Annotated in this window: 12 protein-coding genes; 5 read left to right on the top strand and 7 right to left on the bottom strand. The window is 42.3% G+C overall.

What is annotated here, in order from left to right; all coding sequences use genetic code 11:
- Positions 1-132: 132 nt before the first annotated feature.
- Positions 133-933 carry a DNA/RNA non-specific endonuclease gene (locus BUC10_RS06715; RefSeq protein WP_073178839.1) on the top strand — a complete coding sequence of 267 codons (801 nt, stop codon included), beginning with the start codon at positions 133-135 and terminating at the stop codon, positions 931-933.
- Here BUC10_RS06715 and rodA read toward each other — a convergent pair.
- The 7 genes from rodA to BUC10_RS06680 form a co-directional block, all read right to left on the bottom strand.
- A complete protein-coding gene (gene rodA, locus BUC10_RS06710) occupies positions 930-2213 on the bottom strand; it encodes a rod shape-determining protein RodA (RefSeq protein ID WP_073177650.1) in 1284 nt (427 codons plus the stop codon). The two genes, BUC10_RS06715 and rodA, sit on opposite strands and share 4 nt — an antisense overlap.
- Positions 2203-4071, bottom strand: coding sequence for a peptidoglycan D,D-transpeptidase FtsI family protein (locus BUC10_RS06705; protein ID WP_073177647.1), 1869 nt, complete (start codon positions 4069-4071; stop codon positions 2203-2205). The genes rodA and BUC10_RS06705 overlap by 11 nt, the downstream gene beginning before the upstream one ends.
- A gap of 54 nt (positions 4072-4125) precedes the next feature.
- Positions 4126-4632 (bottom strand): rod shape-determining protein MreD, encoded by a 507-nt coding sequence (locus BUC10_RS06700; RefSeq protein WP_073177645.1) that lies wholly within the window; start codon positions 4630-4632, stop codon positions 4126-4128.
- Positions 4625-5449, bottom strand: a complete 825-nt coding sequence (gene mreC / locus BUC10_RS06695; protein ID WP_073177642.1) for a rod shape-determining protein MreC — start codon at positions 5447-5449, stop codon at positions 4625-4627. The genes BUC10_RS06700 and mreC overlap by 8 nt, the downstream gene beginning before the upstream one ends.
- A gap of 65 nt (positions 5450-5514) precedes the next feature.
- Entirely contained in the window at positions 5515-6543 is a 1029-nt protein-coding gene (locus BUC10_RS06690; RefSeq protein WP_036380166.1) for a rod shape-determining protein, read from the bottom strand.
- 55 nt (positions 6544-6598) lie between these two features.
- On the bottom strand, positions 6599-8131 hold the full coding sequence (gene purH / locus BUC10_RS06685) for a bifunctional phosphoribosylaminoimidazolecarboxamide formyltransferase/IMP cyclohydrolase (RefSeq protein ID WP_073177640.1): 1533 nt from the start codon (positions 8129-8131) through the stop codon (positions 6599-6601).
- A gap of 91 nt (positions 8132-8222) precedes the next feature.
- Positions 8223-8675 (bottom strand): GAF domain-containing protein, encoded by a 453-nt coding sequence (locus BUC10_RS06680; RefSeq protein ID WP_073177638.1) that lies wholly within the window; start codon positions 8673-8675, stop codon positions 8223-8225.
- Positions 8676-8817: 142 nt separating this feature from the next.
- On the opposite strand from BUC10_RS06680, the gene BUC10_RS06675 reads away from it, so the two are divergent.
- From BUC10_RS06675 to BUC10_RS06660, 4 genes are all read left to right on the top strand, one after another.
- A complete protein-coding gene (locus BUC10_RS06675; RefSeq protein WP_073178837.1) occupies positions 8818-9228 on the top strand; it encodes an HYC_CC_PP family protein in 411 nt (136 codons plus the stop codon).
- 87 nt (positions 9229-9315) lie between these two features.
- A complete protein-coding gene (locus tag BUC10_RS06670; protein WP_073177636.1) occupies positions 9316-11550 on the top strand; it encodes a TonB-dependent receptor in 2235 nt (744 codons plus the stop codon).
- A 15-nt stretch (positions 11551-11565) separates the two neighbouring features.
- A complete protein-coding gene (locus tag BUC10_RS06665; RefSeq protein ID WP_073177634.1) occupies positions 11566-11922 on the top strand; it encodes a heavy-metal-associated domain-containing protein in 357 nt (118 codons plus the stop codon).
- Positions 11922-12635: a heavy-metal-associated domain-containing protein gene (locus tag BUC10_RS06660; protein ID WP_073177632.1), complete on the top strand. Its 714-nt coding sequence runs from the start codon at positions 11922-11924 to the stop codon at positions 12633-12635. Before BUC10_RS06665 ends, BUC10_RS06660 begins: the two co-directional genes overlap by 1 nt.
- Positions 12636-12669 lie beyond the last annotated feature (34 nt).

The raw sequence follows: 12669 nt of genomic DNA, 5'->3' as shown, positions 1-12669 counted from the left end.
GCCAACTCCTAGGAGTTGGCTTTTTTGTTAAAATTTTTCGACGCAAAACAACTTGGGACTAGTACCGATCTAATAGATTTGATTCGCGATTCTCGTAAAAAACCTAAGATTCAGACCGAGATTGAAAATGGAATGAAAAACAAAACCGTTTATACCCTCTTATTTGTTCTTTGTATTGTGGGTTTCTGGGCCTTTGAAAACTTCTATACCCCGGATACCTATTCAGAACCCGTTGCCGATAGTGCTGAAAATTTTGTCCAGTCTAGTTTGCTGCCCGAATCGACCACGGCTGAGGTTGTAGCACATAATTATTATTCGTTGTCCTATAATGAGCCTTATGAACAGGCAGAATGGGTGGCCTATGCCCTTAAGCAATCGCATTTAACCTATGACAACAGAAAAAGACCCTATTTTATTGAAGACCCTAAGGTAAAGACGAAGTCCGCGGATTGGCGAAATTATCGTGGTTCTGGTTACGATCGAGGGCATCTTTGTCCGGCCGGTGACCGAAGGTTCTCTGAACAGGCCTATAACGAAACCTTTTATACAAGTAATATCAGTCCACAGAATCGGGAGTTCAATGCGGGGATTTGGAACCGTTTAGAACAACAAATTAGGCAATGGTGCAAAAAATATGGGAATCTGACTATTATTGTCGGAGGCGTTTTGGAAAATGGATTGGAAGAAATTGGAATCGAAGATGTGGACGTTCCAAAGAGGTTCTTCAAGTTAGTGGTTAAGAAAAATAAAGAGAGTTGGAATGTATTGGCGTTTGTAATACCCAATCAAGAAAGTTCCAAGCCTCTGCATCACTTTCTTGTTTCGGTAGACGAGGTTGAACGTATAACTGGAATTGATTTTTTCGAAAAAATGCCTCAAAGTTGGCAAAAAGAACATGAAACCGCCGTTAATAAAAAAGACTGGAAGTTCTAAATCCCATCCTTCAAACGATTTGAATCCAACTTAAGGAAGATAAATAACAACATTGTAAAAAATATGAGCCCAGAACCTCCATAGCTAAAAAATGGAAGAGGTACTCCAATGGTTGGTAGAAGTCCTATCACCATTCCAATATTTATAAAATAATGGATCAATAGTATTGAAATCACCCCATAGCCGTACATTCGGCTAAAATCACTTTTTTGTCGTTCGGAGATAAAAATCAATCGCAAAAAGAAAAAAGAGAACAATAGGATTACCGTTGCGGTTCCCATAAAACCCCATTCTTCCCCAACCGAACTAAAGATGTAATCCGTATGCTGCTCGGGCACAAAATCCCCCTTGGTTCGTGTTCCCTCCAAAAATCCTTTTCCAAAAAAACCACCAGATTCTATGGCCTTTTCGGACTGATAGGTATTATAGCCAATGGTTTTTCGAATTTCCTCTAATTTTTTCTCATCCTTTTCCAAACTCAGCCATAATGCAAAGCGGTCTCTGTGGCGTTGTTCAAAGACGTTTTCGTACACAAATCGAACTGATAACGAAAATAGAACTGAGGCACCTATTATGGCTATAAACGGGATGATGGGAATTTTGACCGACTTCCTTTTCAGACCAAAAATCAAGACAGAGAAGATGGCCAAACCTATGGCCACCCAAACTGTTCCAAACATCAGCGTGGTGGCAAATAATATGACCATAACCAGTAAAATACCAAGATAATAGAGTGGAAGCCCTTCACGGAAAAGCACAAAGAAGAGCGAAAAATAAATCAATGAACTTCCTGGGTCGGGTTGTGGCAATATTAAAATGGCCGGAAGTAAAATAACAACCAATGCATAAAGCTGATGTTTCCGGGTTTTAATATCAGTTTGAATATCACTTAAATATTTGGCCAATGCCAGCGCAGTGGTCACCTTGGCCAATTCTGAAGGTTGAAGGTTGAAGAATCCCAAATCGTACCACGATGTGGCTCCGGCAATCGTTTTGCCAAACACAAAAAGACCCAATAGCAACACCAACGAACTGATGTAAAAAATTGACGCAAAGCGTTCAAAGAAATTGGTTTCTATAAATAGGACGAAAACTATTCCCAAGCCGGCAAGTCCAATAAAGAAAAGTTGTTTCCCATAAAGGGTAGAGAAGTCGAAAATTGAGGTATTGGGGTCAACTAGGGTTGTGGAGTAAATATTTACCCACCCAATAAGAACCAAAAGCGCATAAAGAAAAACGGTAAGCCAATCTAGTCGTCCAAATAATCCTCTACCAGACATACTCATTGATCTTGAACGGTTCACCACTCAAAGGTTTGGCATATTCGTGCTCCAAAGTTTTTTCGAGCATACGCTTTTCCAAATCCTTTCGGGTGATTTTGCCCTTTAGATATTTTTCAATCAAAAGAGAGGCAATATGGCCAGCGTACCGAGAGCCATAATAACCATTTTCAATGTATACGGCCAAGGCAATTTTCGGGTTTTCCACGGGGGCAAAAGCCACAAAAACAGAATTGTCCGTTAACTGCACCTTTTCGCCATCAATTCGGGTGAAGTTTTCCACCGTTCCCGTTTTTCCAGCAATATTGATATCTGGAATCTGAACCCATCTTGCAGTCCCGTACTTGTACACATTGGCCATCCCCTCAACTACCGGTTCAAAATGTTTCCGGTCGATAGTGGTGTAGTGCGGCTCGGTATACTTCGGGTCAATCCCGCCGGTATTGCCAATGCTTTTTAAGATATGGGGAGTGTAGTAATAACCTCGATTTGCAATAGCAGCGGTCATATTGGCCAATTGTAAGGGAGTAGCGGCCACCTCACCTTGCCCAATGGAATTGGATATTATGGTTGAAGAAGACCACCTTCCATCACCGTACCAGCGATCATAAAACTCTTTTCCAGGGATTCTACCAGGTCTTCCCGTAGGCAGGTCGGTTCCCAGATAGTTGCCAAGTCCAAAACTTTCAATGTGCTTTTCCCACACATCCATGCCCTCATCGGTAGTTTGGAATTTACCATAAATTTTTCGAAACGTACCGGCAAAATAGGCGTTGCAAGACTGATAAATACCGGAATTCATGTCCCTCATGCCCCCGCCGCAGTGGCATCCTTTCTTTTGACTTCCCACATAGAATCCATTGTAGCATCGGAATTTTGTGCTTGGTTCTATAACACCCTCCTGAAGCGCAACGAGGGCATTCAGTGTTTTGAAGGGGGAACCGGGTTCTTTTTCAAATGAAATGGACCGGTCAAACAAAGGTTTGGAAATAGAATCGTAATGGAGTTTGCTATAGTTTTTGGAACGTTGGCGACCAACAAGTAATGAGGGGTCATAGGTTGGACCAGAGATCATGGTTAAGATTTCACCTGTTTTGGGCTCAATTGCAACAACTCCTCCGTGCTTTCCGTGCATTAACCGCTCTCCGTATTCCTGTAGTTTTTTATCGATGGTAATCCGAAGTTCTTTGCCCTGTTCAGGAAGGGTGTCCAATTTACCTCCTTTGTAAGGCCCTATATCCCTGTTGAAGCGGTCCTTTTGAATATGTTTTACTCCTTTACGGCCTCTAAGTATTTCTTCATATTGTTTTTCCACCCCCGTTCGGCCTTTTAGTTCTCCTGCCACATAATAGGGATTGTTGTCCAGGTCCCACTCGTTTACCTCACTAATGTAGCCCAATACATTTGCAGAGCTATTGGTAGTATAAAATCGAAGCGAACGTTTTTGGATATAAAAGCCTTCGAAATGCCGCATTTTCTCCTGAAGTCGAGCATAATCCTCCTTGGATAGTTGCGGAACAAGCACCGAGGGTAGTCGCGGGGAATATGTCCGAGCCTTTTTCATTTTTTTGATGAAGGTAGGTTTGTCAACTCCTAGGAGTTGGCAAAATTCAAGGGTGTCCAATGGTTTTACCTCCCTTGGAATGACCATCACATCATAGGCAGGCTGGTTTCCTACCATCAGTTCCCCATTTCTATCATAAATATAACCGCGTTCGGGATAATCGTAGATTTTTTTGATGGCTGGGTCATCCAAAATCTGATCAGGCGAAAAACGAAAAAGCTGTAAGTAGGATAGCCTACCAATAAAGGTAAAACCAACAATTACGATAATGGACGAGAGTAATAACTTTTTCATTTATTTTCCATTGGTAGGGAAGACCTTTTTTATTTCAACGCTATAACCTAATTTTTATTCGGTTTGGGGACTAAAAAGTGAACTGAAAAGCGCACATATTACCAAAGTTACAACACCTGTTGCGAAAACCTTTTTCAAAATTAGCAGGAAATGTGATAGGCTCAATACCTCAAATGTAAAGAATACCAATTGGTGAAGCAGAATCAACAGCCCTAAAAAGGTAAGGCGCTGTATCTTGGTGGTGTTCTTGAAACTGAAGTTTTGAAACTCGTAATTAACACCAAAACAAAATCGCATAATAACGGGTCGCGCGTATGCAACCGTTAGTGAAGCCATGGAATGCAGTGCCAGGGTGTCCGAGAAAAAATCAATCATGAAACCCAGTAAAAACGCAGTGATCATAAATAGGGCCCTATTGCCTTTGATGGGATACCAATAGAAAAATATGATATAAACCAACGGATTGATGAAGCCTAAAAAATTTAAGGTGTTGAATATGAGTACCTGGGTGAGCACAAGCAACACAAACCGTAAACCATTTAAAAACAAGGTGCTATTCATCTTCCGTTTGAGCTTGTAGTTCCCTAATTTCCTCTTTGTACTTGTTGGTGATCAGATATACGTTTTTGATGTTGGCCATATCATTAAACAATTCCACATCAATATTGTAAAAGCTTTTGGAGTTGTCCAGATCATATCGTTTGATAATCCCAATTGGGATGTTCTCTGGAAAAATACTGGACATGGCGCCAGTCACAATGGTGTCACCAACAACGAGGGGAACCAACCTTGGAATATCCACAAGCTGAACCACATTGTAATCCCCTACATTCCAGGTTAAGGAACCAAAATAATCCGTGTTTTTGATTTTGGCGTTGATATTGGATTTGGTGTTCAGTACACTTTGTACTGTGGAAAAATGGGTTGAGGTATTTTCCACAATCCCCAAAATACCACTGGTGGTGATGACCCCCATGTCTTGCTCAATTCCATCATTGCTTCCCTTGTTGATAGTGAGATAGTTCCGGGGGGATGAAAAGCTGTTTTTAACCACGTCTGCACTAATTACCTCGTAGGTCAAAGCCAAATTGGAGGAATCTTGTTTCTTCTCCAAAGAAACCTTGCCATAATTGAAGAGTAACCTTCGCAATGCTTCGTTTTCCGTTACCAATCTTTGATTCTCCTCCCTTAGGGAAAAATAGGATGAGATGTTGGCTGCTGTCCCATAGATGTTGCCCGAAATCCATTTGGAGGAATTAAAAAACTTGGATTGATGGTAAGAGTGTGATCGTATGGTAAGTGCCAGTGAAATGACCATGAGAAGGCCATAGAGAAACGCATTTCTATAACTTAAAATAAAATTGATGATGCGCTGCATGCAATTGTATCATTACGAAAGTTAATGAACTTTCAAATGGGCCATGACCGGCAGGGGCAACCGGATTATTTGATCAAAATACTTTTATAGCGCTCCAAGTTTTTAAGCGCAATACCGGTTCCTCGAACCACTGCTCTTAAAGGGTCCTCGGCGATATAAACTGGTAAATCTGTTTTTTGTGATAATCTTCTATCCAATCCGCGCAGCATTGAGCCACCCCCTGCTAAATAAATACCGGTATTGTAGATATCAGCTGCCAGTTCTGGCGGAGTTTGTGAAAGGGTTTCCATAACGGCATCCTCAACACGCAATATACTTTTGTCCAAAGCTTTGGCTATCTCTCTGTACGAAACCTGCACCTGCTTAGGTTTTCCTGTGAGCAAGTCCCGTCCTTGAATGGATTTGTCATCCGGTGGGGATTTAAGGTCTTCGGTCGCGGAACCTATCTCAATTTTGATGGCTTCCGCCGTACTCTCCCCAACATAAAGGTTGTGCTGGGTGCGCATATAGTAAATGATGTCATTGGTAAAGACATCACCCGCAATTTTCACGGATTTGTCGCAAACAATACCGCCAAGTGCAATCACGGCAATCTCGGTGGTTCCTCCACCTATATCCACAATCATATTGCCCTTGGGCTGCATAATATCCAATCCGATACCGATAGCGGCCGCCATAGGTTCATGAATCAGGTAGACCTCTTTTCCATTCACACGTTCGGCAGATTCCCTAACCGCTCGCATTTCCACTTCTGTAATCCCAGAGGGAATGCAGATGACCATCCTTAGGGCTGGTGGAAACCATTTTTTCTTTAAGGCCGGGATGTTTTTGATGAACATATTGATCATCTTTTCCGAGGCATCAAAGTCGGCAATTACACCATCCTTCAAGGGTCTAATGGTCTTAATGTTTTCATGGGTTTTTCCCTGCATCATATTGGCCTCCCTGCCCACGGCTATTATCTTGCCTGAGACTCGATCTCGGGCAACAATGGAAGGACTGTCCACTACAACTTTATCCAAATGTATGATAAGGGTATTTGCAGTTCCGAGGTCAATGGCTATTTCCTCGGTCATGAAATCAAAAAATCCCATAGAAAAGTTTGGTTTTTTAGATTAACGGTAAATTTTATCGGCTAATGTACTAAAATTAATGCTTAAAATGCCGCGTGCCCGTCATTACCATGGCCAGCCCGTTTTCGTTGCAATAATCGATACTTAGTTGATCCTTGATGGACCCCCCAGGTTGGATGACACTTTTAATGCCTGCCTTGTGCGCAATCTCCACACAATCAGGGAATGGGAAGAAAGCATCACTGGCCATAACCGAGCCATCTAGGTTAAAATTGAACGATTTTGCCTTGTGAATCGCTTGGTTCAGAGCATCCACCCTGGAAGTCTGGCCCGTACCACTGGCGCACAGTTGTTTGTTCTTTGCCAAAACAATGGTGTTGCTCTTGGTGTGTTTGCACAGTTTGGAGGCGAAGATAAGATTTTCGATTTCCTCCGTAGAGGGTTTTAGCGTTGTCACCGGATTGAGTTGGTCAGCGGTGTCTGTTTTAAAATCCTTGTCCTGCACCAAAATACCATTCAGGCAGGTTCTTACCAGTTTTTCGGGAAGTGCTACCTCATTTTGGATAAGGATAATTCGGTTTTTCTTGCCTTTCAGGATTTCCAAAGCTTCATCAGAATAACTTGGAGCGATGACCACTTCACAGAACAATTTATGGATTTCCTCAGCTGTAGGAGCATCAATCTCAACATTGGAGATGAGGATTCCACCAAACGCAGAAACAGGATCTCCGGCCAAGGCATCCACGTAAGCTTGTTTTATGGTGGCCCGGGTAGCCAGTCCACAGGCGTTATTGTGTTTTAAAATGGCAAAAGTGGGGTCGTCCTGCGCAAATTCACCCATTAAATTCACCGCGGCATCCACATCTAAGAGATTATTATATGACAGCTCCTTACCGTGCAACTTGGAGAACATGGCATCAAAATCACCAAAGAAAATACCTTGTTGATGAGGGTTTTCCCCGTACCGTAGCACCTTTCCGGATTGCTCACTGATTTTTAAGGCCGTTTCATTTCCTTCCGAATTAAAGTAATTGAAGATGGCCGAATCGTAATGTGAGGAAACATTGAACGCCTTGGTGGCAAATCGTTTTCTATCCTCCAAGCCGGTAACACCGTTTCCTTCGGAAATAACGTTCAAAAAATCTTGGTAATCTTCCATGGAAGACACGCAGAGTACATCCTTGAAGTTTTTAGCAGCAGCCCGAATCAGGGAAATTCCCCCGATGTCGATTTTTTCGATAATATCCTGTTCTGAAGCACCGCTTTCGACCGTTTTTTCAAAAGGATAGAGGTCCACAATGACAATGTCCAGTTGTGGAATATCGAATTCGTCCATTTGGGCGACATCACCTTCATGGTCCTGGCGGTTCAAAATGCCCCCAAAAACTTTGGGATGAAGCGTTTTTACGCGTCCTCCCAAAATGGATGGATAACTGGTCACCTCTTCAACAGGCACCACATTGATACCTAAATCCCTAATGAATTTTTCAGTTCCTCCCGTGGAATAGAGTGTAACCCCTAGCTCATCAAGTTTTTTTACGATGGGTTCCAATCCGTCTTTGTGAAAAACGGAAATCAGTGCGGCGGTGGCTTTTTTGGCGGTGTTCATTGGTGTCTTAAAAATCAATTTCTTAAGCACACAAAAGTAAATTTTTTGTTAGTAAAAAGTGAGCCGTGTTATCAACAAAAACCCTTTAGTTTTAAAGAATTTCGGCTACTTTTTGGTTTACAAATTCCAAAAAGCGCTCATCGGCCTCTGTAAAAGGGTCCGGAGTGTTGGAGTCGATATCGATTTGGCCAATATTTTCTCCGTTAAGAAATAAAGGGATGACAATTTCCGATTTTACTGTGATGCTGCAGGCAATATAATTATCCTGTGCAGCGACATCCGGAACAACAAAATTCTCATTACTAATGGCTACCTGCCCGCAGATGCCTTTGCCAAAAGGAATAATGGTGTGGTCAGTGGGTTCACCGGCGTAGGGCCCCAATTTAAGTTCCTGCTTATCCCCATTCTTAAAGTAAAACCCGACCCAGTCATAGTAAGGAATCGATTTTCTTAATAGCTCGCAGACTACTTGAAGGCGGCTGTCCACCGTTTTATCACTATCTTTTAAAATCGCCGCTACTTCCGATTTTAAGGATTCAAGCATATTCGTTTTTTTACAAATGTATTTCAAACCGATATTATGGGTCGGATAAAACCACCAAAATTACGATTGTAAAGCACTAAAGTTTAGTTAATGAAAGTTGTTATTTATGACTTCATCTGAATTATTTGGTAATTTTGTCTTTGTGAAAGGATTATTCCATAAAATAGCATCAGTCCTACTTGCCACATTGGTATTGCTCTCGACCGTTTCTTGGACGGTGGACAAACACTTGTGCATGGGACGTGTTATGGACGTATCCCTTTTCACCGAAGCAGAGGATTGTGGCATGGAATTGGCCATGGAGGCTTTTGATAAAAAGGAATCGGATAACCACTGCTGTGATGATGAATCCTTTACCATTACCGGGCAGGATGATTTGAAGCATTCATCGGTCGATTTGGATTTGGAGCATCAGATGTTTCTGGTTGCTTTTACCCAATTCTATCTTCATTTGTTCCTTCCGCTTCAAGACCGTCCGGTTACAAATGCAGAATACCCACCACCAATCATTACCAGAGATATCCATATCCTGGATCAGGTTTTTTTAATTTGATGTAGCGCGTTTGCACAATTTCCCGTCTTAACCTTTATAAGTCGGGCAGAATGGATTGTTTCAAACCCATAATCGTTAATACATCAAATGAAATATATTTTAATACTTATAGTTTGGCTTCCCTTACTCGTAACCGCCCAGGACAAAATCGAGGGCATGGTTATGGAGGCCAATAAGGAGAACAAACATATAGGGTTATCCGGCGCCAATGTGTACTGGATGAACTCGCAAATAGGTACCATAACCCAAGAAAACGGAACCTTTAGCATTCCTTATACCAAGGAACACAATAAGCTCATTATTAGTTATGTGGGCTTCAAATCGGACACGTTGACCATAAATGAACCTAAAATGGTCCATCATTGGTTGCAGCCCACCAACCAACTGGACGAAGTGGTGGTGGAAAGAGAACGTGATGCTGTTCAGAAAGCGTACTTTGCTCCCCAAAATGTGGTGACCGTGAACAGTGCGGAGCTGCTGAAGGCCGCATGCTGTAACCTCTCAGAAAGTTTTGAGACCAATCCGGCTATCGATGTCAATTTTAATGACGCCCTTACCGGAACCAAGCAAATCCAGATGTTGGGACTTACAAGTCCTTACCTCTTGATTACCCAGGAGAACATTCCCATGGTGCGTGGTGCTTCGCAGGTTTTTGGACTTACCTTCACTCCTGGCACCTGGGTAGAAAGTATTCAGATTACCAAAGGTGCAGGTAGTGTGGTCAACGGCTATGAGAGCATTTCGGGACAAATCAATACCGAACTTCAAAAACCACTGACCGATACGCCCATTTTTATAAATGGTTATGCCAATGTGAACGGGCGGTTGGAATTGAATACCCACCTGAATACCAAACTGTCTGATCGCTGGAGTACGGGACTGTACCTTCATGGAAATAGACGGGATGTGGAAGTGGATAATAATAACGATGGTTTTTTGGATAATCCACTTTCCAACCAAATCAACATCATGAACCGATGGCAATACCAAGACCCTGAAAAAGGCTGGGTGAGCTTTTTCAATTTTCGGTTTTTGAATGATGAAAAACAGATTGGGCAAGAAGGTTTTGACCCAGAGGGCGATCGCTTTACCACAAACGCATGGGGGAGCGAAATAGATACCAAACGTGTGGATGGGTCTTTCAAACTGGGTTATGTGTTTCCAAACCTTCCTTTCCAGAGCATGGGCTTTCAGGCTTCATATAGCAACCACAATCAGGATTCTTACTATGGTTTCAATGTGTATGATATTGATCATCAGAGTATTTATTCCAATCTTTTGTTCAATTCAATTATCGGGAATACCAAAAACAAGTTTACCGCTGGATTGACATTCGCGTATGACGGGTATGATGAAGTGGTAAACAACCAGAATTTTGAGCGTGTAGACCGTTCGGCAGGCGCCTTTTTTGAATTCAACCATACCAATTTGGAAAAGGTGAGTTTTACCGCGGGACTTCGCGTGGATACCCATAACAGGTTGGGAAATTTTGTTACCCCAAGATTTCACATTCGGTACACACCTTGGGAGAAGGGTAGTCTAAGAGGTTCTTTTGGGATTGGTAGACGGGCTCCTAATATTTTTGCTGAAAACCAGAGACTCTTTGCGTCATCCAGAAATTTGATTTTAAACGGTAATGGAGGTAATATCTATGGTTTCGATGCAGAAAAGGCGGTGAACTATGGATTGAGTTTTTTGCAAGGTTTTTCACTTTTTGATAGACCGGGCAACTTTTCAGTGGACTTTTACCGCACCGATTTTGACAACCAAATTGTGGTGGATTGGGAAAACCCAAGAGAGGTGATTTTTTCCAATTTGGACGGGAAGAGCTATGCCAACAGCCTTCAAGTAGAACTTAACCATGAGTTGCTTCCGAGATTAGAGGTGCGAACGGCTTATAAATTCTATGATGTCAAGACGGATTATCAAACTGGGTTATTGCAAAAGCCGTTGCAGGCAAGACACCGTTTTTTTGCCAATGTGGGGTATAATACCCAACCGTCGGACAATGGTTCCCAATGGCGATTTGACTATACCTTACATGCTTTGGGAGAACAACGTCTACCAGACACATCGGCCAACCCCGTTAATCTTCAACTGGGAGATTTTGCAGATGGTTATAGTCTAATGAATGCACAAGTGACCAAGGTATTTTCCAAACGTTTTGAGGTGTATTTGGGAGGCGAAAACTTAACAGATTTTAGACAAGACAATCCTGTTTTGGGGTCACAGGATCCTTTTGGAACAAATTTTGACACAACCATAGTGTACGCCCCAATTTTTGGACGTATGGTCTATGCAGGTTTTAGATTTAAATCATAATAAACAATTAATACAATGAAAAATAGAGTACTGATTTTGTTATTTGTGTTGGCTTCTACAGTTGGTTTTTCCCAAGAAAAGAACAAGAAGCTGCTTATGGATGTTAACGGAAAATGTCTCATGTGCAAGGCTAGAATTGAAAAGGCCGCATTGGGTGTTCCTGGCGTTAAGTATGCTAGCTGGGATATTCCCACACACCAGTTGTCGTTGATTATGGACGAGCGAAAAACGGATGCCATGAAAATAAAGACGGCAATTGTGGAGGCAGGTCATGATACCAAAGAACTCAAGGCCAGTGAGGAAGCTTATGATAAAATCCACCCTTGCTGTAAGTACCGAGAGGATAATTCGGACGATAGTGGCAAACATTGATGGAGCATACCTATACCATAAAAGGAATGACCTGTCAGGGATGTGTGGCTTCGGTGAAGGAAAGGTTGCTGACCGTAGAAGGGGTGAAGGGAGTGTCCATAGACCTGGAAAAAGCTAGAGCGGCCATTCAGATGGATAACCATATCAAGCTCTCCGGGCTAAGAGCGGTGCTGCCTAAAAAGTATTCCATTTCCAGGGAGCAATTGGTTCCCAAACAGGAAGTAAATGCAGAAGAAAAGTCCAAATGGACGCAGCTTAAACCATTGTTTTTGATTTTTGCCTACTTGTTTGCCGCAGCAATCCTGATGCATATCGATAACTGGGATATGTCGGAAGCGATGCTGGACTTCATGGGGCTTTTCTACATTGTTTTCAGCTTTTTTAAGTTTTTGGACCTGAAAAACTTCCCGGCCAGTTTTGGAATGTACGACCCCTTGGCGAAAGTTGTGCCCATGTATGGTTGGTTGTATCCATTTATTGAGTTGGGATTGGGATTGTTGTTTTTATTGCGACTCGATATCCCCTTTGCCCTAATCGCCACAATCGTTGTTTTGGGAATTACCACCATTGGGGTGACCAAAACGCTTCTTGATAAAAAGAAGATTAGATGTGCCTGTTTGGGTACGGCCCTAAAGCTCCCAATGACAGAAGCCACATTTATTGAGAATGCCATTATGCTGGCTATGGCTATCTGGATGTTGGTGGGTATATAAGATGAAAGCCCCTCCTTGACTGGTCTATTGGCTA

It is taken from the genome of Flagellimonas flava (genome assembly GCF_900129665.1).
GTDB lineage: Bacteria > Bacteroidota > Bacteroidia > Flavobacteriales > Flavobacteriaceae > Flagellimonas > Flagellimonas flava.
Note: the sequence above shows the minus strand (reverse complement) of the source record. Positions and strands in the feature narration are given on the sequence as shown.